The sequence below is a fragment of the Oceanospirillum sp. genome (genome assembly GCF_982874595.1).
This window is the reverse complement of sequence record NZ_CEYNZH010000051.1, coordinates 1-26,415: the sequence shown is the minus strand read 5'-3', so window position 1 is coordinate 26,415 and position 26,415 is coordinate 1. Positions and strand designations below refer to the sequence as shown.

Genomic DNA, 26,415 nt, shown 5'->3' with positions numbered 1-26,415 from the left:
GTCCGGATAAAAGAGAATTTCAGGCTATTTCCGATAGTCTGTTTTGCTTCGTCTCTGACAAACACTCCGTTTGTCAGGATGACTTTTATCACCCTGATTCTGGTTATTCACACTTTGAAGAGACTTACCATGAATCAGAATATTTCATCTCTAAATACAACCCGTCAGTCCAATACCTCTGAGCAGACAAATCTACTCGCTAATTTTGGTGATCCCATTGCAAGGATTGAGCAAGGCATTAAGGCGCTGCAGGAAGGCCGGGGTATTCTCGTACTGGATGACGAACACCGGGAAAACGAAGGCGATCTTATTTTTGCAGCTGAAAGCATGACCAGCCAACAGATGGCTCTTATGATCCGCGAATGCTCCGGTATCATCTGCCTTTGCTTACCGGAAGAGCGCGTCGAGCAGTTAGCCCTGCCAATGATGATCACCGACAACACCAGTACCAATCACACCAACTTCACCGTCAGCATTGAAGCCGCTACAGGAGTAAGCACCGGAGTGTCTGCCGCAGACCGGGTAACAACGATTCAAGCGGCAATTGCAGGCAACGCCAAGCCATCAGATCTGAAGAAACCGGGGCATGTTTTCCCGCTTAAAGCGAATAGCGAAGGTGTTTTAGGTCGTCGGGGTCATACCGAAGCCACCGTCGATATGGTTCAGCTTGCAGGGCTGAAACCCTTTGGTGTGCTTTGCGAACTGACCAACGAAGATGGCACCATGGCTCGCCTGCCAGAGGTAGTTCGCTTTGCCGAAAAGCATCAGATGCCAGTTCTTACCATCGAAGATATCGTGCTCTACCGACAGAAAATGAGTCAGGTTGCTTAAGCTGTTAGTCTTTTTCAGATCGGAAACCTTTATTCAGAACAGGACAGAGCAACAAAAAAAGGCATCGTCTCCGATGCCTTTTCAGATATCACCCTAGGATGACAGCTTCAGAATCTGGTTCGAATAAATAATTATTCGCCCTCAAACTCACAGATTGAATAAACCTCAATCCCCTGCTCTCTCAGCTTGGCGGAGCCGCCCAGATCCGGCAGGTCGATAATAGCTGCAGCTTCGACCACTTCCGCACCAAGACGCTTGATCAGGTTAGCCGCGGCTAACATGGTGCCGCCGGTGGCGATCAGGTCGTCGATCAACAGAACCTTATCTCCGGGTTTGAAAGAATCCGTGTGCAGTTCAACGGTGGCTGAACCGTATTCCAGTTCATAGCTTTCCTCGACGGTTTCAAACGGCAGCTTGCCTTTCTTCCGTACCGGAATAAAGCCGGTATTCAGCTCATAGGCGATGGGTGAACCCAGAATAAAACCACGGGCATCGACTCCGGCTACGGCATCAATATCGTGATCGTAGTAACGGTGTACAAAGGTATCGATCAGCTTACGGAACGCTTTGCGGTTCTGGAACAGTGGCGTGATATCACGGAACATCACACCTTCTTCCGGCCAGTCAGGTACCGTACGGATTACGGAACGCAGGTATTCGGTGTTGTTCATAGTGCTTTCATCACGATCAGACATGGGTAAACCTTTTCTAAAACAGATGCCATCCGCATCGATGGTGCTGAACGTCCTGCCAGCGTTGGACAATATCAGACCCTCAGACATGCAAATGCCGACCCTGAGGTCGGCATTTAAACTGCTGTTTAGCAGCCTGAGCGGCGGTTAGACAACAATAAATTTAACAACAAACAGCGCCGCCAGAACCAGAACGCTCAGGGATACATCTTCACGTCGACCGGACAGCAGCTTGATACCAGCGTAAGTGATAAAGCCAAAAGCGATACCGTTCGCGATGGAGAAGGTCAGTGGCATAGCGATCGCGGCAACAAATACCGGAGCCGCTTCTGTCAGATCTTTCCAATCCACTTCAGCCAGACCTGCCGTCATCAGAACCGCAACGTAGAACAGAGCACCTGCTGTTGCGTATGCGGGTACAGAACCTGCCAGTGGCGAGAAGAACAGAGACAGCAGGAACAGTGCGGCAACTACAACCGCCGTCAGACCGGTACGGCCACCGGCAGAGATACCCGCAGTACTTTCGATATAACTGGTGGTGGTAGAGGTACCCAGAGCAGCACCCGCCATGGTCGCTGTACTGTCCGACATCAGGGCACGCCCCAGACGTGGCAGACGCTTGTCTTTATCCAGCAGACCGCCCTGCTGCGCAACCGCAACCAGGGTACCGGAAGTGTCGAACAGATCCACAAACAGGAAGGCAAAGATCACACTCAGCATACCCACTTCAAGAGCACCAGCCAGATCCATTTCCATAAAGGTAGGAGCCAGACTGGGTGGCATGGAAACCACACCGTTCAGCTGGTTCAGAACCCCGGTTTCAGTGCCATAAATCGGCAGCATGGACAGAACCGTTACCACCAGAATACCGATCATCACGGAACCCAGAACACGGCGGTAAGACAGGGACACAATAATAAAGAAACCAACAATCGCCAGAATCACTTTAGGATCGGACAGGTCGCCCATAGTTACCAGAGTCGCAGGGCTGTCTACCACGATGCCCGCACTCTTCAGGGCGATCAGCGCCAGAAACAGACCGATACCAGCAGCAATACCCAGTCGCAGAGACAGAGGGATACTGTTGATAATCCACTCACGAATCTTGAACAGACTCAGCACCGTGAAGATCAGACCGGAGAAGAATACCGCACCCAGTGCAGACTGCCAGCTGTAGCCCATCTCCATCACCACCGTAAAGGTAAAGAAGGCATTCAGGCCCATGCCCGGAGCCAGCGCGATAGGGTAGTTCGCCCACAGACCCATAATCAGGGTACCGATCGCAGCGGCCAAACAGGTCGCCACAAAAACCGCACCGTAATCCATACCGGCCAGTTTCAGAATCGATGGGTTAACAAAGATGATATAAGCCATCGTCAGGTAGGTGGTAATACCTGCAACAACTTCGGTTTTTACGTTGGTATTGTGCTCGCTGAGCTTAAACAATTTTTCCAGCATGGGTTGTGCCCTAAACCAGTCCAAAAAACAACAAAACCCGGAAAGGATTAGTTTCCAGGTTTCAACAATTTACCATACAGTCAAATTCTGCATTTGCGGCAATCTTAGCCAAAAGTAGGGCAAAAATCGAGCAAACTGAGCAGAAACTCTACCGATTTTCTTAAAAAAGTTATGATCAGGTTTTGACGCACCGCATTGCAGCAAAAAAAGTACCTGTTTCTGCTACCCTGCACAAAAAAAGCGCTCAGGGTTGCTGGCGTGCCATCACCCGCTCTACCGTGTCCACAATTGCCTGAGTCTGAGGGTCAATCTCAATATTGATCCGGCTGCCGACCTTGCGCTGAGCAATCACCGTTCGCTCCAGAGTCTCAGGAATCAGATTGACACTGAACAAGCCCTCTTTTAAAGCCCCTACGGTCAGGCTGATGCCATCGATACCGATATAGCCTTTCTCAAAAACGTACTGTTCGTAACCCGCTGGCAGGGCAAACCAGATCTGATAGTTGTTTTCAGATTCAACAATCTTTTTGACTTCGGTGGTGCACATAATGTGACCTGACATGGAGTGACCACCAATTTCATCACCAAAGCGGGCGGCACGCTCAATATTCACCTCATCACCCAGCCCCAGATCACCGAGATTCGTCAGACGCAGGGTTTCCTGCATCAGATCAAAGCTGATCCGGTTGCCATCGATCTGAGTTACCGTCAGGCAGCAGCCGTTATGGGCTACGCTGGCACCGGTTTCCAAACCCGCTAAAAGCTCGTCCGGCAGTTCGACAATGTGGGTGCGGAAGTTTTCTTTCTCAACAAGCTCTACCAAAGGCGCTCGGCCCTGAACAATACCGGTAAACATAGCGCTTCCTATATAGATAAAAATGGATGCCGTTAAATCAGGCTTAAGCAAGCTGCAGATGGTACTTCAACTGGGCCATGCGGTCACAACCGAAAAAGATCTCATCATCAACAAAAAGGGTTGGTGCACCAAAAGCTCCTTTATCCGCTGCACGCTGCGTATTCTCCATGAGTGCTGCCTTACCCGCCTCACTTTTGGAGTAATCCAGTGCTTCCTGCCCGAGCTGCGTGAGAATGGTCTCCTCACTGATGATATCCTGCCCTTCCCCCCAAAATTGTTCGTACAGGGCCAGACTTTTTTCGGCACGTAACTTATTCGGCAGGCTCATCAGAGCTCGCATCACATAAACGGTGTTGCAGGGGAAGCTGTCGGGTTTGTTATAGGGCACCTGAAGAAAACGTGCCATGCGAGGCAGATCCTGATCAAAGAGATAGGTTTTCTTTTCCGCCAACGTCTGCGGTGGCTGGTTACCGGTCAGTTTAAACAGCCCCGGCAAAAACAGCGGCTGCCAGATGACGTTGCAGCCGGTTTGCTGCTCAAGCTCATCCAACTGTACTGCAGCCAGATAGCTGTAGGGACTTACAATGTCGTAAAAGAACTCAACCTGCTTTGTCATAAATAGAAACCCTCGTGTCATACATTGCTGGGTAGGTGGACTAAATCATACCGTCAGTTGCAGCCAGACAACACAGGCCAGTAAGCATCGCTGCGACTGAGCATTCCCTTTTTTTCTGCAGACAAAAAAAATGACCGATACTCGCATAAGGGTTAGATTTTCTGATATTTCCGATGATCACGGATGATTTCACTCAGCTAGCAGGCTACAGCTTAAATCCGAGGGTTAAACAACCCCCAACTATAAAAAAACAGACCAGCTAAAACCGGAAAAACCAAAAGATTATTCTACAATTAAATACCTTCATAGAATAAACGCAACGCGTAAACCTTTTTTTACATTAAAACAAACCAAGCCAGATTGACCACCAACACCTTCGTCTTTAGTATTACGCGCCATAGGGTCGCGCTGCATTTTCCAGTGTTTGAAGGCGCGTAATAAATTTGCAAACGGGTTTGTCCAGCGTTTGGCCACCTCCTCCATGGGGTGGCTGTTTTACTCTGAACACTTTCTGGCTGGAGACTAGGGTAGTCTCTGAAGGAAAGATCTCTTTTGAGAGACCCTCTGTTAGCTCTTGCATATATACTTCCGCCCCCACCAACTTTGGTGGGGGCTTTTTTTTGCCCATCATTCTTCAACGCCTTGCTGCGAGCCACCTCAGGCATCATTTAACTTTGATCGGGGCAAAAAAAAACGGTCGATTCATCAATCGGCTGTTTAGGTTCTGATACTCGCTAAGGACTGATCAGGACAACAAATCCACCACCAGACCTTTCAGGTGCGTCAGTTTCGCTGCGATCTTGAGGGTATCTTTCTGCTCGTTCAGCACCAGCAGCAAAAGCTCTTCGGCTTCTTCATCAATCTTGCGGATGACGTGATGTTTATCGGTCAGACTCCAACCCGGACCCACGCCTTCCACCTCATAAGCCCCCTGGGTTGCTTTGCCGATCAGATTACTCAGCAGGGCACGATAAATCTCAAGATTACCAATCGTCGGGTTTCGCTCCATATTGCGGGAGGCGTCATCGAGGGCTTCACGAATACGGGTCAGCTCTTCATTCAGACTGGGACGACTCACCTCATCAACCTGCTGAACCAGATGATCACTGAAGGATCGCGTTCTTCCGATGCCGCCGGTCTCTTTGGCTTTGGTTTTGCGGGTTCCGTCACCGGTACGCAGGGATTTTAGCTTGTCGTTAATATTGATCATATTTTAATCCGTGGGAACAGGTCAGGGCTTTTGCTGAAGTAACCAGCGGGCGCCTTCAAGAGCCGCATCGTGGTACTCACCTTCCAAAGCGATACGCTCCAGGTCCTGCTTCATTCTTTCCTGCTTCGGCAACTCTTTACGTGCCTGATGGGTCGCCAGATGAGCGCCTCGACGGGTGATCTCGGCAAAAACCTTCATCTCTTCCTGCTGCTCAAACCACTGAGGAGCAATGATATCAACCAGTGTCCGTATCCGCAGACTGGCTTCCATCACATCGACCTGACCATTTAATAACGCCCGGCAGATCAGGTGGACATTTTCCATGGTTTTAAGCCAGGCTTGCTGCTCAACTTCTCTTAGGGCTTGCTGGCGGGCCTGTTCACGCAGCTTTACCTCGGTCCGAAGACTGGAGGCGTAAACAGCTAAACCGACCACAATAGCAGATGCAGCGAAGGCCAATATCTGGAGCGTCAACTCACTCATGCTTCTGTTCTTATCCTTTAACTCAGGGTACCAGCCAGATCAGTCTGGCCGGTTTCAACCCGTATGGCTTTAATCCTGAACACAATCTGTCGTTACAGCATTATTTTTCTTTACGGTTCTTTTTTCGGCTACGCAAAGACTTAAGACGCTGCTCTATTTTCCCATAGAGGGTGCTCCGGGCAAAATGACCTTTTTCATTGGCGGTGCCTGCCGGCACTCCGGTCATCAGTTTAATCGCCTGCTCTGCATGCTCGACAGCATAAATGGCAAACTGCCCTTCAGCACAAGCGTCGATCACTGCATCGTTCAGCATCAGATTATCGATATTCTGCACCGGAATGATCACGCCCTGATCACCCGTCAGACCGCGCTCTTTACAGGTAGCAAAGAAGCCTTCGATCTTCTCATTGACACCGCCAATCGGCTGCACTTCACCAAACTGGTTCATGGAGCCGGTCACCGCCAGCGACTGTTTCACCGGAATACCGGACATGGCGGACAAGAGACAAACCAGTTCCCCTAAAGAAGCACTGTCGCCATCAACACCGTTATAGGATTGTTCAAACCCCAGGCTGGCTGAAAGCGGCAGAGACTCATCCGCGCCAAATTGAGCATTCAGGAAAGCGCTGAGAATCATCACCCCTTTTGAGTGCAGTGCGCCGCCCAAATGGACGCTGCGTTCAATATCCAGTACTTCGCCATTACCGTAGCGAACTGTCGCGGTGATACGGCTTGGCTGGCCAAATTCACTTTCACCGATACGCAGTACCGTCAGGCCATTAACCTGCCCAACCTTCTCACCCTCAGTATCGATCAGGATAGTGCCGTCATGGATATTATTAAACATCCGCTCCCGGATATGACCCGAACGGTATTCCCGACCTGTCAGCGCCTGATCGACCGATTGGGCATCAATCTGTTCTTTCTGCTCAGAAGTGGCGCAGTAATGAGCTTCCCGTAGCAGATGTTTCAGGTCCGCAGCATTCAGCGACAAACGATTCTGGTGCTCGGCCTGGCGGGCTCCCACCTCGATCACCTTCATCAGTGCATCACGACTCAGAGGTAACAGATCATCCTCTTTCACCATGGAACTGATCAGGCGGGCATAGAGGGTTTCGTTCTCTTCATTGCGCGGCATATCGCTTTCAAACTCAGCCAACACCTTGAATAGCTCGCCAAAGTCCGGGTCATAACGCTGCAGCAGGTAGTACTGCTCAGCATCACCCAGCAGAGCGATAGTCACATTCAGCGTCATCGGTTCCGGCTCAAGACTGACATTGCCGGACAGGGTCAGTTGCTTCTCAAGGGTGTCAATGCGCAAACAACCGGTGCGCAGGGCCAGCTTGAGGCCATCCCAGGCATAGGGTTGCTGCAGCAACTTACCGGCATCCAGAATCAGAAAGCCACCGTTGGCACGATGCAGCGCACCTGGACGAATCAGAGAGAAATCCGTGGCAACAGTACCCATGTAGGTGACATTTTCCAGATGACCCACCAGATTGTTGTGGGTTGGCATATCCTCAATCACCAGAGGCGCTCCGGAATCCGGACAGTTGGTGGACATCACATTGATCTGATAACGGGCCGGAATCTTATGATCCGGTGAGGCGCGGGTCACAGCGTCGGTATTCTCATCTTCTTCCAGAAAGATCTCTACATTTTCCACCAGATCTTTCTGCAGGGCATTCAGGTAATCCAGTACACGTTCGTGATCTGCATACTTATCGTGCAGTTCTGACAACCAATGCTGAATGGCAGTCAGGGTAATATTCTCGTTCAGCTTCTGCTGCTTCTCACGGATATCCTTTTCCATGTGGGCCAGATCACGTAAAGCGGCGCGCAGCTCTTTTTCCATCAGCTCGATGCTTTCTTTAAAAGAAAGACGCGTCTCTTCCGGCAGCTCATTAAACTCTTTAACCGCGTAGGCTTCGCCCTCTTCGTCCACCGGCATAAAAGAGTAGCCACCCGGGTTTTGCAGAATCAGCTTAAGCTTGTGCTTACCGGCTTCAGCGGCCACCTCTTTGAGCATGGTTTCCTGCTGTTCGGAGAAGTCTTCCCGGATCGACTCCGCTTTCTCAACAAAGCTTTCCTGCTCAAAGGCGGCAGGAATTGCATGGCGCAGCTCTTTAATCAGCGCTTCCATATCTTTTTTCAGCTGTACGGCCATACCCGCAGGCAGACGAATTGCCCAGGGTTTGCGGGGGGTCTCAAAGTTGTTGACGTAACACCAGTCATCCGGAGAGGGCTGAGAACTGGCGTGCTGCTGCAGAAAGCGCTTCAGCATGGTGCGCTTGCCTAAGCCATTTTCACCCACCGCGAAAAGGTTATAACCCTTATCCGGCACAGCAATAGCGAAACGAACCGCATGTTCGGCCCGTTGCTGGCCAATAAAACGATCCAAAGGTTTGATGCGTGCCGTGCTGGCGGGCAGACGTTTTTTCACGCAACGTTTTTTAAGGCGGGATTGCGCCAAAGGCTTAGGTGCCTGCATTGAGTTCTCCCTAAAAAGCAAGCTGTATCAACACATTATGCAATACAAGCCGCCCAAGCGCACCCCGGAAAATTCCTTCGGGAAAAAGCATTTTTTGCAAAGGTACATACGACCAAGGCTCACTAGCAAAATTGTCCGACAAAATTACAATTTAATCCCCCCACAGACGTAATCGCTTAACAATACAAACAACAAACGAGTAAATATTGACTGAAAGCAGCAATTATCTAAGCCAGATCAAATCCGTATCAGTGCGGATCGTTACAATACAAAACCTTATAAAAAGCAGGGCTAACAAGCGACATTAATAAGAAGGGCTTAAACCCCGATACAAAGATCTGGCGTTGTTATTTTTGATGTGCATTCGGAACTACAGTGGATCCTTTATGAATCAAGTATTACGTTCAATTGGTATTAAACCCCGCATGGTCCTGGTCGTTATTACCACCGTGCTGAGCATTGTTGCTTTAGTAAGCTTCTCCCTCAGCCAGACCTACAAGATGCAGATTGGGGAGAAAAAGATTAAAACCCAACATCTGGTAGAAAGTGCCGTCGCTATTGTGGAGCACGAATATCAGGCGTTTAAAGCAGGGGAGCAAACGGAAGAGCAGGCAAAGCAAAGGGCGATCAAAACGTTGGAAGCGCTCCGCTATGGCGATAACGATTATTTCTGGATCAATGATATGCAGGCAGTTGTGGTCATGCACCCGATTAAACCTGCGTTAAATGGCAAAAACCTTTCCAAGCTGAAAGACCCCAACGGAAAACGTCTGTTCCAGAGCTTTGTTGATACTGTCAGAGCCAAAGGTAAAGGCAATGAGGGCTATCTGTGGCCGAAGCCCGGGTTTGATGATCCTGTAGAAAAGGTTTCCTACGTCGCAGGCTTTAAGCCCTGGGGCTGGGTCATAGGCACCGGTATCTATATTGATGATGTGGAAGCCGCCTTCTGGGAAACAGCAGGCTCGCAGGTAACGATCGCAGTTATTGGCCTGGGCATAACCGTACTGGTGCTTTACCTCATCGCTAACAGCATCATCAGCCCGATGGACGAGACCAATCGTGCTATGCGCGATATCAGCCAGGGGGAAGGTGACCTCACCCAGCGTCTGGATGCCTCCGGTAACGACGAGATGAGTCAGCTGGCACGTTCGTTTAACCTGTTTGTCGATCAGATTCAGTCGGTTATTAAAGAGGTGGACAGCTCTACCCAGCGTGTTGCCTCTGCTGCTGAACAGCTGACCCAGGCAACCACCCAGAGCACCCAGGCGATTCATCGCCAAAGCACAGAAACAGATCAGGTGGCTACCGCAATCAACGAAATGGCCACCACAATTCATCAGGTCGCACAGAGTGCCATCAGTGCCGCAGAAACAACCCGCAACGCCGAGAAGCAAACCAATATTGGTAAAGATGATATTGACGCCACCAGCCGAACCATCAGCGAACTGTCTGATGAGGTTGGCCGGGCAACCGATGTGATCAAGCAACTGGACGATCACGCGAATAATATCGCTTCGGTTCTGGATGTGATTGGTGAAATTGCCGAACAAACCAATCTGCTGGCTCTGAACGCTGCGATTGAAGCAGCCCGCGCCGGAGAACAGGGGCGAGGCTTTGCCGTTGTTGCCGATGAAGTTCGTACACTGGCAAGTCGTACCCAGGAAAGCACTCATGAGATTGAGCGCATGATCGAACAGCTGCAGGCCGGAGCAAAACAGGCGGTTACCGTGATGGAAGCCAGTGTTGCCAGTACTCAAACCACCCGAGAGCAGGCCGATGAGACTCAAGGGGCACTTGAAGAAATCTCAAAAGGCATGCTGCAGGTAAACGACATGATCAGCCAGATCGCCAGCGCAGCCGAGCAGCAATCCGCAGTGGCCGAACAGATCAACGCCAGCGTGGTTAGTATTGTCGACCTGTCGGCAGACAGCTCCCAATCTGCCGATCAGACTCGTCAGGCCAGCTCGGAGCTGAACGCCCTGGCCGGAGAGCTCAAACAGCTGGTTCACCGGTTTAAGGTTTAAGAATTCATAGGCCTGAAGATGTTTAGGTCTATGACCCGCTTTACCAACCTCCCTTTCGGGAACAGTCCGGTTCTATTCGCCGTCTGTTCCCTTTTTTATGCTCGCTCTTAACAACCGGCTTCGTATACCTACTTTGAGCTTTTGTCCCGGCTCAGTTAATCTTTTAGCAAGACGTAACCTTCAGTTAGCCCTTCACCTGTCGCTAACTGTTCAGAGAGAACCTGCTTATGGATCTGGCACAGCAGAAAACCACTCAACTCCCTCAACTACCGGAACAGATTCGACTGGCCATTCTGCCCCGCGTGCTTTTCCCGAGAACGTTTATGCCACTGAATGTTCTGGAGCCCCGCTACGAGCGGATGGTAAAAGAGTGCCTGTCAGATCAACAGGGCATCGGCATTCTGTATCAGCAGGATAACTTCTCTGCTGACGCCTCCCAGGATCAACTGTCACAGCTAAGCGGGCAAATCGGCACTTACGGACTCATCTCAGACTGGTATCCCCAGCCTGACCATACCCTATCCCTTAATATCGATGGTCTGAACCGATTCAGGATTAAACACGTGATTCAGCAAGCCGATGGTTTAGTCGTTGCCGACGTTGACTGGTTACCGGAAGAGAATGACATTGCGATTCAACCGGAGCACGGGCCTCTGGTCAGCCTGCTCTCTGAAATCAGCCAACATCCTCTGGCTCAGGAGTTCGACTGCCACTTCAACCTTAACGATGCGGTTAGCGTCAGCCTGACCCTCGCACACCTGATGCCAATCCCGGACCCGGACAAACAAAAGCTTCTGGAATGCAGTTCAGCCAGTGAGCGATTAACCACTCTTGCCACCCTGCTTAACGTCAAAAACAACTAACGCTATTCCTAATGCTGATTTGCGCCCCCCAATGAATCAACTAAACTATTGCTCATGCGCTTCGCTGTAATCAGCGTAATGTTCTGAAATTTTTCTTAATAATAAAATCCAAAACGAACAGCTCTTTCCCCAAGAGCTTCCGGGATAAAATCATTTTAAGGATGACCCCCTTATGTTGAATTCACTCGCCAGACTGATCGATACGGTACTGACCGCCGTTGGAGCCAAAAGCCTGAATGCCCAGTTTCTGCTCTCCTACGCTCTGATTTTCATGCTGGCAATCGCTTCAGGTGTTTCGCTTTATCTGAGTATGGCGATCGACCCGCAAACCATTAATATTGCCGGACGTCAGCGTATGCTGAGTCAGAAGATGGCAAAAGAGGCTCTGCTGGTCGCGGCTCAAGTAGAAAACAAATCCACCCTGCAGAAAACCATGCAGCTGTTTGAAAGCTCCCACAAAGACATCATCAACGGCAACAAAGCTCAGAGCATGAACCCAATCACCGACAAGGCGATTCTGGCCCAGATGAAAAAAGTAGAAACCCTTTGGGCCGACTACAGCCAAACCCTGCTGCAATACGCCGACCAACCCAATGACGCCCTGCTTGGCAAAATTCATCAGGAATCTCCCGTTATTCTGGTCGAGATGAATAAAGCCGTAGTGATGATGACTCAGGCGTCCAGCTCGCAAACGAAGACCCAGCTGATGACCGCCTTTATCTGCGTCATTCTTATCGTCTTTATGGTGGTGATGGGTCGTATCTTCGGTCTGCGCCTGTTGATGGACAACATCACCCGCCTGCAGAAACGTCTCACTCATGTAGGCAGTGGAGACTTTACTCACCGCTTCACCGTCGATCACACCAACAATGAAGTCGGTAAAATGTTTGCCGCATACAACACCATGATCGACCAGGTCTCTGAACTGGTAAACAACGCCCGAAATGCCGTCGCCCGCACCGCTGAACATAGCGAGAGCGTTACCAAAGCGACCGCCGATGCAGAAGCTGGCGTGGTTCGCCAGTACAACGATATCGATCAGGTGGCCACCGCCATGAACGAGATGAGCGCCACCGTACACGAAGTGGCTCAGAACGCATCTCAGGCTGCTGAAGCCGCTCAAACAGCCGATAATGAAGCCCGTAGCGGTATGGCGGTTGTGCAGGCGGCCGTGGATCAGATTCATGACATGGCGAAACAACTGGACAGCACATCCGGCGTACTGGATCGGCTGGAAGCGGAATCAGAAGAGATCGGCAAAGTTCTGGAAGTGATCACAGGCATCGCTGAGCAGACCAACCTGCTGGCACTGAACGCTGCCATTGAGGCTGCCCGAGCCGGTGAACAGGGCCGGGGCTTTGCCGTGGTTGCCGATGAAGTCCGTACTCTGGCACAGCGCACGCAGGAGTCCACAGAAGAGATTCGCGTAATTATCGAACGTCTGCAGAGCGAGTCCCGTAACGCGGTAACCTCAATGCAGCAGAGCTCTAAACTGGCTGACAGCAGTGTCAAACAGGCAGAACAGGCCTCTGAAGCCCTGACCCATATTGCCGGAGCCGTTGATACCATCAGCTCAATGAACACCCTGATCGCTACTGCCGCAGAAGAGCAGAGTCAGGTAGCCGACGATATTGACCAACGCATCGTCAGCATCTCTAACGTAGCAGAGCAGACCCGCTCTGACTCTCAGCTGGTGGTTAGCGCTACTGAAGAGATTCAGAACGAAGTACGTGATCTGAACCAGCTGATCAGCCGTTTTAAAACCCGCTGATCCGTATTTATCATCCGGGTTTACTCCGTCAGCCCCGGCAGTCCATTGCCGGGGCTTTTTATTGAAGCTATCTCCTAAAAATAAGGCCCGTTATGACTCTGCCCCGCCTCTATTCCTTTCGTCGCTGCCCCTACGCCATGCGTGCCCGACTCGGGCTGTTATTTGCAGGATTACAGGTGGAACTGCGGGAGATCGTCCTGAAAAATAAACCCGCGCCTATGCTGGCGATCAGCCCTAAGGGCACGGTTCCTGTACTGGAACTGCCGGATGGCCGTGTGATTGAAGAGAGCCGCGAGATTCTGGAATGGGCACTGGCGCAGAACGATCCTGTAGGACTGCTGGATGTGGATCTTTCTTTAGCAGCAGGGCTTCTGGATCAGAACGATGGCGACTTTAAACATTGGCTGGATCGCTATAAATACGCCGACCGCCACCCCGAGATGAGCCAGATGGAATATCGCCAGCACGGCGAGGAGTTCTTACAGGTGCTTGAGGGATTACTGGCTGAGCAGCCTTATCTGCTGGGGGACAAGATCAGCATCGCCGATATCGGCATCATGCCCTTTGTTCGCCAGTTTGCCCATGTGGATCGGCAAACCTTTTACGCACTGCCCTATCCGAAGCTGCAGCAATGGCTGCAGAACTGGTTAGAGCATTCGGTGTTTCGGCAGGCCATGACCAAGTTTGAGCCATGGCAGGAAGGGGATGAAGTGGTGGTGTTTCCGGTGCAAGCAATGAACTTTATCCTATGACTTATATATATCTTACATAAAATCAGATACAGTCCAACAATCTAGGGTATTTATAAACGCAAGATAAGCCAATATCGCCAGCAAGGAATCAGGCTATTAGTTATTCAAAAACCAGTACATAAATTACTAAGGTTTCACTGCTGTTCGGAGATAAAATGAAGATAAAGGATATTTTTACACCGGGTCGATTCCCTACATGGACTTATATTGATGACCATTTGAAAGATAAAGAGCAGCAATTAATAGATACTTTAGATGATGGATCAATGCTTGTTTCAATCTCTGGACCATCCAAATCAGGGAAAACAGTATTTGTAGAAAATATTTTAGGTAAAGACAATCTTATTCAAGTTACCGGTGCTGGCGTCCGCGATACAAGCGATTTATGGTTGCGCGTCTTCGATATTATTGGAACTCCTATTCAAAGAACACAGCAGTCGGGATCATCGTCAACAGGATCAATGTCAGGCAAGATAACTGCGGAAGGCAGTCTCTTTGTCGTTAAAGGAAAAGGTGAAGCGGGTGTTTCAACCAGCAGCACCAATCAAAGTTCAACTACTGAAAAAATATCCATCGATTATCTTCAATTATTGATTCGCGAATTAGCTGGTAGTGATTTTGTAATTTTCATTGATGATTTTCACTACATTGAACGTGAAGCCCAGTCTTTATTAGCCCAAGAAATAAAAGAGGCTATAAGACAAGGAGTGAAGTTCATATGCGCATCTGTCCCCTACCATTCTGACGATGTAATCAGAAGCAATCCTGACTTAAGAGGTCGTTTCTTCTCAATTGATTTTGACTATTGGGGTGATGAAGTCCTCAAAAAAATTGCGTACAAAGGTTTTGATAAAGGTAATATCGTTTATCGACATGAGTTGATTGACAAACTTTGCGCAGAAGCTGCAGGATCACCACAGTTAATGCAATATTTATGCTTAAACGCATGTTATGAGAAAGGGATTAGAGACAGACCTGATGATCCAATTGATATGGTTTACGAAAGGGATTTTTTAGAAAGAATCTGCAGACGAACAGTTGCTTCCACCGACTACAGTTCTATTGCTAACAAAATGTTAGAAGGTCCAAAAACTAGGGGATCAGATAGAAAATCATACATCTCTAATTTAGGGTGGCAAGGTGATGTTTATCAATTTTTACTAAAAGCTATATCAATAGACCCACCATGTCTAACCTTTCGCTACCACCCGCTAGTAGATCGAATTGCATCTCTTTGCAGAGGTAACACCCCGAGTGGGTCTAGTATTACCAATGCCTGCCATCATACCGCTAATATTGCCAATGACGCTGCTAATAACAATATTGTCGAGTGGGATGCAGACAACGATGTATTCGATATTCGAGATCCATATTTGTTGTTTTTCCTGCGCTGGTCAGAGATTGCCGATAGTTAATATCAAGGTAACGAGGGCGGAAGCCCTGTCCCCTTAACTCCTAATCTGTTCAATATACCTCAGCCACTGGCGGGCATTTTTGCCGACATACTTGTCGGAATCCGGATCAACGGTTTGCTCGGCCAACTGGAATTTACCCTCGGCAGCTTCCACCTGTTGTTGCTGCAGCAGAACGATGCCCTGCAGTAACAAGACTTCTGCAGGATCTGCCGGATACTCCGCCAGCAGGGTATTCAGGGTTTCACCTGCCGCCTGCCATTTCTTCTGCTGCATCTGCAGGCGGGCAATCTGTTTGTACAGCTCGGTAGTGCGTTCTGCATTGTTCTGCCCTGCGTACTGTTGCGCTACCAGCACTAAGCTCTGCTCTGCTTTATCCCATGCCTTTGCCCGTAACCAAAGACCTGACAGTTGTTCAGCGACCACCAGCTGCTGTTCATCAGACAATTCCCCGAAGACGGATTGCTGTTGCGCATCGGCCAATACCTGGGCGGCTTTTAACGGTTGGCCGTTGGCATTCAGCCATTGACTGAGCAGCTGATAGTCGTTGGCGCGATCAAACAACTGCTGCTGCCATGCGATGCGCAGGCTGGCGACAGCTTCCGAATTAACAGCCTGTTTGCTCTCATCCGTAGGTAAGCGATACTGCAGCATCGCCAGCTGTCGCCAGTGACGCATCTCGCGGGGTTCCTGAATCAGAATACGCTTTTGCACATTTACCGCCTGCGGCCACTGCTCCAGTCGGCTATGCAGCCCTACCACCAGTGCCAGCCAGGCAATCGGTGCGGACTCATGGCGACGAACCGCTTCTTCGGCATTGGGCAGGGCTTTTGTCCAGCTTTCCTGCTGGCTGTAGGCTTGTGCCAGCGTCAGATAATGTCGCGGTTGCCGCTGATCTTCCGGTGTTTTAGCCAGCCAATCCTCAAACAGCACTATGCCCTGATCTAATTCATCCTGCTGAATCATCAGCTGCGCCAGCAAGCCCTGCAGATTAAGCTGATCAGCCTCGGGCAGTTGCTTCAGTTGCCAGGCGTTACGAATGGCGGTCAGGGCTTTGGGGTAATCAGCATCCTGCAGCTCAGCCTGCGCCAACGCACGCCAGAGCATCGCCTGCATCAGCTTTGACGGCTGCTTGCTGCTATCGCCGGAGGACAGCTGCTCCTGTACCAAGGATTTCACTTCCAGCCAGCGGGCTTCGGTCTGCAACGCCTGAATCGCCTGCAGCTGCTTAAACTCTGCGGGTGTCAGATTCGCGGCCTGAGCACCACTAAAAGTGAGACTGCTGGTCAGCATCAGAAGAAAAAGCAGACCAGAGCGATACTGGCGTAACCAATGATTCCTCCCGGCCTGATCACCACCGGACCCGCGCGTGCTCACATCGCGATTAGGGTTTCGGCTGATATTCCGAATAACATCCCTGCTGACACCACAGCGGCAAATCGCCTGTCCGTTAAGAAAGTTCATGATGCTGCCCTCGTTATCCTTTTGCGTTTCAATTCACTAACGGCTGAATGACTGCTGACAAATCCGGTCAGCTATTGCGCTAATTTAAAAATCAATGTTTGTCGTGCTCTGAAGGGCTGTGCCTGACCACCCTGTTTTTTCGGCTGAAAACGCCAGCGGGATAAGGCCCGAATACTGGTGCGGTCAAAAACACCTTCCGGTTTTGCACTGATCACCCTGATAGAGTCCGCCACCACATCGCCATTGGCATCGACGATAAACTCCAAAATCACCTGCCCCTCCAGTCCACGACGCAGCGCTTTACGGGGATACCGCGGATTCACCCGGCTAAGAGGCATGGGGTTCTCTTCGATCTGAATGGCAGATTCACCCGGCTGGAACTGAGACAGATCCACATCCAACTGGAAGGAGCTTTCCGCTGCGATATTCGGCAGATCCAGATCCGGCGTTGGTGCTTCAGTCATCGCCAGGCTCTGCATCGGCTGAGTGATACTCGGCATGACTGGTTTCTCTGGCATAGGCTCCGGTGGTTCCGGGCGAGCTCGTTTGCGCACCTCAGTTTCGCTTTCATCGGGAAGCATAAAGAGGCTGATGTCGGTACGGTCATCGTTAGGCAGTTCCTGCATCTGATCCATTTGAACCATTTCAGCCAACAGAACAAAAAACACCAGTGTCAGCAGAAGACCAACGGGCACAGCAAGCCAAGGCACCACGCGGTCACGCAGGCGAGAAGCGGGATGAGAATTACTCGCCATCCCGGGTCGCCACCGTGTAGGTCACACCAGCCAGTCGCAGCTGGTCGATCAGTTTTACCAGATCTCCAGTGGTACTTTTGCTATCGGCCTGTACCACAACGCTCAGCCCCGGTTGTTCACTACGCAGGCGTTCCAGTGTGGGGCGCACCATACGCAGATCCGTTGCTTTACGATCCAGCCAAACCTCACCATCCGGTGACAAGGCCACCATAACGGCACTCTGAGTCTGGCCTTCACTGGTTTTGGCCGAGGGGCGATTCACGTCAATACCGGCCTCACGCACAAAGGAGGTAGAGACGATAAAAAAGATCAGCATGATAAACACCACATCCAACATGGGGGTCATATCGATTGCGGCTTCATCCTGCTGCTGGCTAAGAAAACGACTCATAACACGTACCTGTCTATTCAATAGAACGCTGTAAAGATAAAGAGAACGCTGTAACGAAACGGTGATTAACCCTGCAGATCCTGCAGCAGGTGGCTGTTCAACTGTTGCTGCTTTCGGTCGCTCCAGCTTTTCAGGTAGCTGTAAAGCAACAGCCCGGTTACTGACACCGCCATACCCGCCAATGTCGGCAGGGTGGCACTGGCGATCCCCGCCGCCATCAGCCGGGGATTACCGGTTCCGCTGACCGCCAGTACATCAAAGACCTGAATCATGCCGGAGACTGTGCCCAGCAGGCCCAACAAGGGACAAAGGGCGATCAGACTGCGGATCATCCCCAGACGCTCATTCAGCGCCAGCTTCAGATCACAGATCAAACTGCGTAGCAAAGGGTCTCTCTGAATACGGAGAAGACTCAGCGGCACCTCGGGCACGCCCAGCGGGTGCTGTGCCCGCTGCAACTGTCGTTCATGCGCAATCTGCTGCCGGTACAGCTCACGATAGCCACGCAAACAAAACCAGTAACGCTCTGCTAAAAGGCTGAACAGCAGCAGACAAAGCAGCACGATAACCTGCATCACCCAGCCTCCGGCCTGCAGAAACTGATCCAGCGTCAACCGATAAGCGTCGAAATCAAAAAACGGCTGCAGATAAAACCAAACCTCAGCCATGATTATCCTGCCGTGGCTTCTGAAACAGGCTTCTCGTTACTCACCTTTTTGGACGCAACAGAAGGCTGCCAGATGGTCAGCTGATTGAGCTGTGCCAGGCTTTTCTCCTGCAGAATCATCAGTAACGCGCGACTCTGACTGCTTAACAGGCCGTGACTGAACAACATCGGAATCGCTACCACAAGACCAAAAACCGTGGTGATCAGAGCCTGAGATATGCCACCAGCCATCAGCTTGGGGTCACTGGTACCAAACAAGGTAATACTCTGGAAGGTGCCAATCATGCCGGTTACCGTCCCTAAAAGACCGAGCAAAGGAGCCGCTGCCGCCAGTAACTTCAGCATCGACTGACCGGACTCCAATGCCGGCAACTCTTTCAGCAAGGCTTCATCCAGCGTACTGTTCAAGTTGTCAGACAGGTTTTCTCTGGTGACCGACGGGTCTTTTATCTGCTGCAGTTTCTGCTGGCAGGCAAGCAACACCCGCCCCAGAGGATTGTCTTCACTGGCCTGTTCAGCCTTCAGCTGACGGGCAATCCGGTGGCGTACCATATTCAGACGGACCAGTTTATAAACAGCCGTCAGCAGCCCCATAATACCCAGTGCGAGAATAATGTATCCTACAGAGCCACCCTGACGAATCTGGTCGATCAGGCCTGGCTTTTGGCCGATCAAAGCCAACAGCTGCCCAGAACTGATATCCACCAGCAGGTGCTGGCGGCTCCCCTGATGCCCCGCAGAAACCGCCTCAAAAAACTCGGCTGCCTGCTGCTGATGTGAGGACTCCGGCTGACCGGCCAGCACGCTCAACTGCTGTCGATCCGACTGCCAGCCGAGAAACTGTCCGTGGTTATTAATCGCGTTAAAGGTCCCCACACGCACCACCGGTTGGCGTTCGATGCGACCATCGGTATCGGCGACATCGGCACTAAAACGGCTGATCGTGCCGGAATGGGTCATCTCATGCTGCAGCTGAGACCATAGTGTCTGTAGCTGGGCCAGCGTCGGCACTGCTTTATCGCTGGCAAAACTCAGAGACTGGGCACGATCCGCAAATTCAGCACCAACCAGTGAAGCCTGAAGTTGCTGACTCAATTCGGCTGATTGTTCTTTAACCACACCAAACACTTCACCTAACTGCCCCGTACGTTGTTTTAGCAGGGTTTCCAGTTCGGTCAGCTGCTGTTCGTTGCGGTCAAACAGGGCTTTAAGACGCTCCTGCTCCGCATCGGCACGCTGCAGGCGGGTTTTGGCTGCTTTCAGCAGAGCTTCCTGTTGCGCTTTATTCTGAAGAAACTGCTGCAGGCGGGCTTGTTGCTCAAGTCGGTCCTCAGCAACAAAACCTTGTACCTCTTCCAACAGTTGCTGTTGCGGACCCGCCCCCCCATTGGATGCAACCGCTGAAGAAAAAGTCATAACCGGCATCAGAAGGGCGATGGAAAGAGATTGGAAAAAACGCATATCAGACATCACCTTCAGAAGTAACAACAGAATCAGTCGTGGAATGAGCCGCAGAAGAGAGCGGTAGTGGCAGATTCAATAGTTCAGGCACGATCTGCTGACGGGCCATCGCGATGGCATTTTTCAGTACACGGTTATCATCGGCATCCAACACCTGCCAGCGCTGTTGTTGCGGTAACCAAAGACCTCCAGCCCGACCATTTGCAGACTGATAGTAAAGCGCAACCCGGCCCAAACGCAGGAAAGTGACCTGACGCATTCCCTCTGCGGTCATTACATCACCGTCGTACGCTTCCAGACTGCGACCATAGTCCGCCTCGACCTGATAAGCCTCAAGAATCTGGCGGTACTTCTCAGCAAGGCTGACATCCGCACGGTCCAGCAGTGACTCTAACCGGGCTATACGCTGCTTGCGCTCAGCCAGCAAAAAAGGCTGATCCTGAGCCACAAAACGGTCTAATGTTGCAACCATACGCACCAACATTGGCAACAGAGAGCGGTCAGTTTCCTCAAGAGACTGAATCTGGCGATCGATACTACCCAGCTCCTTCTGCTGACTATTGATCAATCGGCTCAGCTGGCGGTTATAGGCTTCTGTCGTTTCCGCCTGCCGCAAGACTTGCTGATATTCCTGATACAAAGCGCGACTGTCGGCAGACAGGTCATCAACCTTCATCTGAGTTTGGGCACCAGACCGATGAGACGCCCGGACACTTTCAAGACTTTTTTCTAAAGCAGATTCAGGACTGACAGCCAAAGCATCAGCGGCATGGGCTTTAGGCAAAACCAATAACAACCCGAAAAAAACAGTACTCGCCATAAAGACCGGCGCACCAATGGCCTTAAGCAGATAGCGGGAAAAAGACATAGGCAGATCCGTGTTGTGCAATCGAAGGGTGAAAAGACGTCACTTATGCCTGCATGATATTGAGAAACACTCACCATTGCAAATAGGAATTAATATCATTCGTGTAAATTTAGCGTAAAGCCGATTGACAATAACGGGGATCAAACTAGAATGATCGCGTCGAAAAGATTGAGGCCGGTCAGGTTATTCCGGCCCTTGCTGTCCAACTCTATTGGAGAGTAAGATTTAGTCGCCACCCCGGCGAACCCGCGGCACTAACCTTTATTTATAAAGGATGGTGCTTGGGTAAATAAATCTTCCCGCACCATCCGTAACACTGGATGGCTTCTATGCAACGTCGCACTCTTATCATCGCTCAACTACTCATCTCTTTTAAAATGGCCCTACTGATGACGGGCATCTTCAGCTTTATCCCCATGGGTTTATCGATGGAATGGCTGAAAACCTGGGCAGAACACTTTATTACCGCTTGGCCCATAGCCTTCGTGCTATCAATGCTGGTTAGCCGTAGCTCTTTTAGCATGGCGATGTACCTGACCAAAGAGCACCGTGAATTAAGTTAACCCCAAGCAATTGGCACGCGCTAACCTTGGCTCAGATTACTCATCACCCAACCCATTAAAAGTGCTTTAATTTCATAGGGTTAAGCCTTATCCTTGGCCGCCAATTCTTTGTATAAAGCCACGGGAAAGGAATCTCTCCGCTTAGGAGCAAACTGTGAGATTCCTTTTCTTAAATACCTGCATTTTCTTAAGTGCCAGTATTCTGCTGTCATTTTCTGCTATTGCCGCCCCAAACTTCTCAGCCGCTAAAAAAGACGCGGTTAAAGTGTATCGGGGACAAGAGACCTCTTTCTACTGTAGCTGTGACTACAACTACCAGGGAAAGAAACTGGTGCCGGACTGGGAAAGCTGCGGCTACTCTCCCCGTAAACAGGCCAAACGCGGCTCCCGGATTGAATGGGAGCATGTAGTACCCGCATGGCACTTTGGTCATCAACTGCAGTGCTGGCAAAACGGTGGCCGGAAGAACTGCACCCGCAATGATCCTAAGTTCTCAGCGATGGAAGCGGACCTGATGAATCTGGTACCTGCCGTTGGTGAGCTGAACGGCGATCGCAGCAACTACAAGTTCGGCATGATCCCCGGTGAACCCCGCGCCTATGGCCGCTGTGATTTCGAAGTCAATTTCAAAGGGAAAACGGCTGAGCCACCAGAAAATGTGCGTGGCGATATCGCCCGTATCTATTTCTATATGCGGGATACCTACGGCCTGCAGATCAGTCGACAACAACGACAGCTGCTGGAAGCCTGGAACCGACAGGACCCGGAATCGGATTGGGAGCGGAAACGTAAACGGCGCATTGAAAAGCTGCAGGGCGTGAAAGCAGTACTGGTCAAAACCTCAGCTCCAGTATCGACCAGCAACAGCCTGAGTTGTCATTCCCTGCCCCGCACCTGTGGGAAGATGACCAGCTGTGAACAGGCGCAGGCCGCACTGGTCTGCGGGAATACACGACTTGATCGGGATAAAGATGGCGTACCGTGTGAGGCGCTGTGCTCTTAATGCGTAGCCTTAATTCAAATTCGAATGCTCCGATGATGGATTGGAATTAAAAGCTTATAAAACAATAGAGTTACAGCACACTGGTACAATAATGGTGCACTGATTTTCAGGATACTGAGAAATAGAGTCTTTGAATGGGGGAGGTTCCGGGTAAGGGCCTGCCTCAATTCGCAGAAAAAACGGCCTGAATATCGCGAAGATATCAGGCCGTTTGAGAGAGGCAGATGTTTAAGCCATCAGAAAATCAGCCACCGCAACTTCTGAGATACCAATAAGATCCAGATCGCCTTCTTCATGCCCCGCGAAGAAGTGATTCACATCTTCTGCAGTCACATCACCGAAAATTTCAGCAATCATCCCATAGTTCAGACCATTTTCTTCGGTTACCGAAAGAATGCTTTCAGGACTATCCAGATTTTCCATCAGGAAGTCTTTTGCTTCATCTAAAGAAACGCCCAGATTCGCCAATGCTTTCAGGGTAACGTCACTGACTTCATTATTTTCATCAGCCGTTGAGTGGCTTGCAGTTGACCGGGCAACCGTCTGGGTTACGCCATCATCAGCCGCATCACCCGTAGTGTCATCTGCTGAATCACCGGTGGTATCGTCTGCTGAATCACCCGTGGTATCGTCTGCTGAATCACCCGTGGTATCGTCTGTTGAATCACCGGTGGTATCGTCTGTTGAGTCATCAGCAGAGTCCTGATCTTGCCATGTGTCAGGGTCGATACCGTGATCTCTAAAGTACTGGTCAACATCTTCCACAGTAATACCGCCGACGATATCCACAATATCCTGCTTGGTCAGATCAAACTCACGGACAACACTGGCGACCAGCTTAGGGGTATCAATATGCTCAAGCAGATAATCCCGTGCAAATTTGATCGTTATTCCCTGGTTATCAAGCTTGGAATGAACATAATCACGCACAGCGTGGCCCGGAGGTGAATCGGGTTTACCACCTGTATGGACTGGCTTACCCTGATCTTCAGAAGACGTGTCATCACCTGAATCATCACCCTCTGAAGGCTCTTCATCAACTGAAGCCCCATCATCAGAATCTTCAACTGTTTCTTCGCCTATATCGGTGACATCAATGTCATGATCCGCGAAATATCCTTCTACATCGTCTTCAGTAATACCGCCAACAATCTCAGCAACATCCTGCTTGCTAAATTTATAATCCCGAATAACGCTGAGGATCGCGAGGGGATTTTCGACATTACCCAAAAGATAATCACGAGCCTCATCCAGCGAAATACTCATTTTATCTAACTTATTTTTAGCCTTGTCTGAAACACCAGCCCAATCGGGTTTTCCGGTGTTCTCGGGCTTGCCAACGTTTTCAGGCTTGCCAACGTTTTCAGGTTTCATCTCATCACCTCAGATTTCACTGACTTGAACTTTGACTTAGAGGTTAGCGGTTAATTAATCAAAAGTTGATGATTTGTTTGTAATGGAACGTTAAATCCGTTTGCAAAGAGAAAGGGATATGTACAGATCTTGCTTTATAGCGTTTAAAACAGACAAAAAATTACCCTTGAAAACCTACCGGAAAAAGCAAATGCCATACATCTACAACCAACTCCTAATCCATCGTAAAAAAAAACCAATAAGGAGAAAAAATCCCTCAAACACTAAGCCAACTGTCCTCTGTCACCTAAGCCCATTCTTCTTGCTTTTGCATCTGTCCTTCAACAGAAAAATCTCCACTGCCAGCGACAGCGCCTCACCAAAGCCATCAAACCAAACTAAAATTAACCATTAATTTTGTATTGATTAATAAATCCTATGCAAAAAATGCATTTTTGTCAGATTTGCGGTCATATTTTTGAGCTATAGTAGCTAAGTTAACAAACTGTTAAGTTTTGCATCATATCGCTACAGTTTATCTTTACCCGATTTAGCACAGCTTAACGCTAAGGTTTTTCTGGAATCTAACCGCTTGGTACTGATAGGGAGTTCAGATAATGAGCACTTTGATTCTCACCGATGTCAGCATAGGGTTGCTGCAGGAATTCAAGGCCATACTAGGCATCAACACGGTATGCGATGCGGATACCGGCATTTATCGTCTTGAGATTAAAAGCAATAACATTGAAATGGTCATACTGGATTGCATCAGTAACAGCTGGGATTTGGTTGCCATTTTAGATGGCGACACCGAAAGTGTTTTTCTGACCCACAATATTCGCCCGGACTTAGGCGGCTACCCAAGCCTGCTGTCATAAGCCTTTCCCCGATCCGCGACACAAGCAACAACCCGCCTTTCGGCGGGTCTATTCTTTGTGCTTACCGTACCTGAGCAAACGGGTGCTGCAGGTTGGATCGTGGGCCGCGCCACTTCTCTAATCCGGCGGTGATCACCTTCAGTCTGGATAGGCTTTCATCCATGTGAGTCCAGCTGCAGAGCAGGACATTATCCAGCTGTTTCAGCAGGGTTTTGGCGTCTCCGGGGACGTACTTGTCCAGCTCATCCAGAATCGCCCGTCCGTCTGCGAAGTAGCGGCCATACTCCTGATAGTGATAGCCCTCATCTCCCCGCTGTTCTTCACGGGCCAGGTATTCACCCTCGATGGCGTAGCTGGCGATAAAGGTTCTGGCGTCGTTGAATTGGTCTTCCGGTATATCCATACCGGAGCAGACATCAAACGCCGTATGCAGTTGGTTCCAGAGACGGGTTGAAGCGGACTTTTGTTCACGGCCAGTCAGATGAGAGGTTTTACCCTTGATCAGGGCGGACAGGCAGCGCATGCCTTCAGAGCCGATGACCTGTTGGGGTTTGGGCTGATTGACCATTTGATCAAAGGCACGGATCACATGCAGGTGGAACTTAGGACTGACCCACATAGCATAAGAAAACACCAATTCCCGACAAACCCATGTACCAAGGCGCGGCTTCTGTGAAATAGACGGAATTCCGTCTTTTTCAATTTCGGCAATTAATTCTTTAGTCTGTTCGTTGGTCGTCCAATAGCGAGGGCTGTGCTTATTAAGTCCGCCGCTGGCTTTGTGCAAATCATTGAGGGAGTACAAGCCATCCGCTGAACGGATGTTTTCTGAAAAGATCGAGAGTTGAGCAGCCATAGGATTGGCCTCCGTTGTATTTTCTCTGAAATCACCCACTTCTGAGATGGGTGTCGGGAGGTTCAGAACGGCTACAACGACCGCGGACTTATTCCCCTTACGGGTCTTTTATTCGTCGCCCTCCCGACCTAAAAGGCGCACCATAGGCGCAATTCGGGTAAGGATTTTGTCAAATTGCGGGCACAAAAAAACCAACACTTTCGGGGTTGGGTGTGTCCGGTTGTAGCAAGAGGTTCTGACGCCTCAAAGGAGATGATATTGCTTCAATCCCATATAGTCAATTTGGATAGTTTATCTTCAAGACTAGAGAATGACTTCTCATAAATAGACCGACCAAAGGGGGACTCATCATAACTGGAAATAACCTGAGAAATAAATAAATACAGAACTTTCATGTTTTCAGACTGCTGACAAAGTCCTCGCCATCGTGCGGGGACTTTTTATAATAGCAACATGCTAAAAGACAAAGCCCCAACCCAGTCCGAATTGGAGTTCGTGTGTATCAACGAACTCGTCCCCGATGACCACCTGCTCCGTAAAATTGAAGCCACCATCGACTTCGGTTTTATCCATGATCTGGTCAAAGATCTCTATTGTGCCGATAACGGACGCCCCGCACTGGATCCAACCTTGCTGTTTAAACTCGGCGGTTGCAGACTCTGAGCGCAACACGCTATTGCACTGATGTGACGGCATT

Annotated in this window: 25 protein-coding genes and 1 pseudogene; 10 read left to right on the top strand and 16 right to left on the bottom strand. The window is 50.2% G+C overall.

Translation table 11 applies throughout. The annotated features are described in order from the left end of the window. The first annotated feature begins 129 nt into the window (after positions 1-129). Positions 130-831, top strand: coding sequence for a 3,4-dihydroxy-2-butanone-4-phosphate synthase (gene ribB / locus AC4GL5_RS15580; RefSeq protein ID WP_490383722.1), 702 nt, complete (start codon positions 130-132; stop codon positions 829-831). 131 nt (positions 832-962) lie between these two features. On the opposite strand, the gene AC4GL5_RS15575 is transcribed toward ribB, so the two are convergent. The 8 genes from AC4GL5_RS15575 to AC4GL5_RS15540 form a co-directional block, all read right to left on the bottom strand. Then, entirely contained in the window at positions 963-1,526 is a 564-nt protein-coding gene (locus AC4GL5_RS15575) for an adenine phosphoribosyltransferase (RefSeq protein WP_490383721.1), read from the bottom strand. Positions 1,527-1,670: 144 nt separating this feature from the next. Next, the gene (locus AC4GL5_RS15570; RefSeq protein WP_490383720.1) at positions 1,671-2,981 is read right to left on the bottom strand and encodes an NCS2 family permease; all 1,311 of its coding nucleotides are present in this window, start codon (positions 2,979-2,981) and stop codon (positions 1,671-1,673) included. A gap of 244 nt (positions 2,982-3,225) precedes the next feature. Beyond that, complete coding sequence (locus AC4GL5_RS15565) at positions 3,226-3,837, bottom strand: riboflavin synthase subunit alpha (RefSeq protein ID WP_490383719.1); 612 nt, start codon at positions 3,835-3,837, stop codon at positions 3,226-3,228. Positions 3,838-3,880: 43 nt separating this feature from the next. Beyond that, positions 3,881-4,453, bottom strand: coding sequence for a 2-hydroxychromene-2-carboxylate isomerase (locus AC4GL5_RS15560; RefSeq protein WP_490383718.1), 573 nt, complete (start codon positions 4,451-4,453; stop codon positions 3,881-3,883). A 303-nt stretch (positions 4,454-4,756) separates the two neighbouring features. Further along, positions 4,757-4,936 carry a hypothetical protein gene (locus AC4GL5_RS15555; RefSeq protein WP_490383717.1) on the bottom strand — a complete coding sequence of 60 codons (180 nt, stop codon included), beginning with the start codon at positions 4,934-4,936 and terminating at the stop codon, positions 4,757-4,759. A 262-nt stretch (positions 4,937-5,198) separates the two neighbouring features. Then, positions 5,199-5,663 (bottom strand): DUF327 family protein, encoded by a 465-nt coding sequence (locus AC4GL5_RS15550; RefSeq protein ID WP_490383716.1) that lies wholly within the window; start codon positions 5,661-5,663, stop codon positions 5,199-5,201. 21 nt (positions 5,664-5,684) lie between these two features. Next, positions 5,685-6,146, bottom strand: a complete 462-nt coding sequence (locus AC4GL5_RS15545) for a DUF2489 domain-containing protein (RefSeq protein WP_490383715.1) — start codon at positions 6,144-6,146, stop codon at positions 5,685-5,687. Positions 6,147-6,246: 100 nt separating this feature from the next. Beyond that, entirely contained in the window at positions 6,247-8,637 is a 2,391-nt protein-coding gene (locus tag AC4GL5_RS15540; protein ID WP_490383714.1) for a Lon protease family protein, read from the bottom strand. Positions 8,638-9,023: 386 nt separating this feature from the next. Here AC4GL5_RS15540 and AC4GL5_RS15535 point away from each other — a divergent pair, with 386 nt between their 5' ends. From AC4GL5_RS15535 to AC4GL5_RS15515, 5 genes are all read left to right on the top strand, one after another. Continuing rightward, complete coding sequence (locus AC4GL5_RS15535) at positions 9,024-10,661, top strand: methyl-accepting chemotaxis protein (protein WP_490383713.1); 1,638 nt, start codon at positions 9,024-9,026, stop codon at positions 10,659-10,661. A gap of 227 nt (positions 10,662-10,888) precedes the next feature. Beyond that, entirely contained in the window at positions 10,889-11,524 is a 636-nt protein-coding gene (locus AC4GL5_RS15530) for an LON peptidase substrate-binding domain-containing protein (RefSeq protein ID WP_490383712.1), read from the top strand. 172 nt (positions 11,525-11,696) lie between these two features. Next, complete coding sequence (locus AC4GL5_RS15525; RefSeq protein ID WP_490383711.1) at positions 11,697-13,295, top strand: methyl-accepting chemotaxis protein; 1,599 nt, start codon at positions 11,697-11,699, stop codon at positions 13,293-13,295. 92 nt (positions 13,296-13,387) lie between these two features. Next, the gene (locus AC4GL5_RS15520; protein ID WP_490383710.1) at positions 13,388-14,047 is read left to right on the top strand and encodes a glutathione S-transferase; all 660 of its coding nucleotides are present in this window, start codon (positions 13,388-13,390) and stop codon (positions 14,045-14,047) included. A gap of 155 nt (positions 14,048-14,202) precedes the next feature. Next, the gene (locus AC4GL5_RS15515; protein WP_490383709.1) at positions 14,203-15,462 is read left to right on the top strand and encodes a P-loop NTPase family protein; all 1,260 of its coding nucleotides are present in this window, start codon (positions 14,203-14,205) and stop codon (positions 15,460-15,462) included. Positions 15,463-15,495: 33 nt separating this feature from the next. Here AC4GL5_RS15515 and AC4GL5_RS15510 read toward each other — a convergent pair whose 3' ends face one another. The 6 genes from AC4GL5_RS15510 to AC4GL5_RS15485 all read right to left on the bottom strand — a co-directional run bounded on the left by AC4GL5_RS15510 (position 15,496) and on the right by AC4GL5_RS15485 (position 21,065). Next, complete coding sequence (locus AC4GL5_RS15510) at positions 15,496-16,923, bottom strand: tetratricopeptide repeat protein (RefSeq protein WP_490383708.1); 1,428 nt, start codon at positions 16,921-16,923, stop codon at positions 15,496-15,498. A 71-nt stretch (positions 16,924-16,994) separates the two neighbouring features. Next, positions 16,995-17,678: an energy transducer TonB gene (locus AC4GL5_RS15505; protein ID WP_490383707.1), complete on the bottom strand. Its 684-nt coding sequence runs from the start codon at positions 17,676-17,678 to the stop codon at positions 16,995-16,997. Next, a complete protein-coding gene (locus AC4GL5_RS15500) occupies positions 17,668-18,069 on the bottom strand; it encodes an ExbD/TolR family protein (protein ID WP_490383706.1) in 402 nt (133 codons plus the stop codon). Before AC4GL5_RS15500 ends, AC4GL5_RS15505 begins: the two co-directional genes overlap by 11 nt. A 65-nt stretch (positions 18,070-18,134) precedes the next feature. Further along, positions 18,135-18,737 carry a MotA/TolQ/ExbB proton channel family protein gene (locus AC4GL5_RS15495; protein ID WP_490383705.1) on the bottom strand — a complete coding sequence of 201 codons (603 nt, stop codon included), beginning with the start codon at positions 18,735-18,737 and terminating at the stop codon, positions 18,135-18,137. Between the two features lie 2 nt (positions 18,738-18,739). Beyond that, the gene (locus AC4GL5_RS15490) at positions 18,740-20,197 is read right to left on the bottom strand and encodes a MotA/TolQ/ExbB proton channel family protein (protein WP_490383704.1); all 1,458 of its coding nucleotides are present in this window, start codon (positions 20,195-20,197) and stop codon (positions 18,740-18,742) included. 1 nt (position 20,198) lies between these two features. After that, a complete protein-coding gene (locus AC4GL5_RS15485) occupies positions 20,199-21,065 on the bottom strand; it encodes a DUF3450 domain-containing protein (protein WP_490383703.1) in 867 nt (288 codons plus the stop codon). Positions 21,066-21,394: 329 nt separating this feature from the next. Between AC4GL5_RS15485 and AC4GL5_RS15480 the strand changes: the two genes are divergently transcribed. Both AC4GL5_RS15480 and AC4GL5_RS15475 read left to right on the top strand, forming a co-directional pair. After that, entirely contained in the window at positions 21,395-21,628 is a 234-nt protein-coding gene (locus AC4GL5_RS15480) for a DUF2798 domain-containing protein (protein ID WP_490383702.1), read from the top strand. 154 nt (positions 21,629-21,782) lie between these two features. After that, the gene (locus AC4GL5_RS15475) at positions 21,783-22,631 is read left to right on the top strand and encodes an endonuclease (protein ID WP_490383701.1); all 849 of its coding nucleotides are present in this window, start codon (positions 21,783-21,785) and stop codon (positions 22,629-22,631) included. A 228-nt stretch (positions 22,632-22,859) separates the two neighbouring features. Here the strand turns inward: AC4GL5_RS15475 and AC4GL5_RS15470 are convergent, their stop codons facing one another. Continuing rightward, positions 22,860-24,005 (bottom strand): hypothetical protein, encoded by a 1,146-nt coding sequence (locus tag AC4GL5_RS15470; protein WP_490383700.1) that lies wholly within the window; start codon positions 24,003-24,005, stop codon positions 22,860-22,862. 596 nt (positions 24,006-24,601) lie between these two features. Between AC4GL5_RS15470 and AC4GL5_RS15465 the strand changes: the two genes are divergently transcribed. Further along, a complete protein-coding gene (locus AC4GL5_RS15465) occupies positions 24,602-24,862 on the top strand; it encodes a hypothetical protein (protein ID WP_490383699.1) in 261 nt (86 codons plus the stop codon). A gap of 61 nt (positions 24,863-24,923) precedes the next feature. On the opposite strand, the gene AC4GL5_RS15460 is transcribed toward AC4GL5_RS15465, so the two are convergent. Next, positions 24,924-25,718, bottom strand: a complete 795-nt coding sequence (locus AC4GL5_RS15460; protein ID WP_490383698.1) for a KilA-N domain-containing protein — start codon at positions 25,716-25,718, stop codon at positions 24,924-24,926. A gap of 453 nt (positions 25,719-26,171) precedes the next feature. Between AC4GL5_RS15460 and AC4GL5_RS15455 the strand changes: the two are divergent. Beyond that, a pseudogene (locus tag AC4GL5_RS15455) lies at positions 26,172-26,363 on the top strand (transposase); the annotation flags it as partial. Positions 26,364-26,415 lie beyond the last annotated feature (52 nt).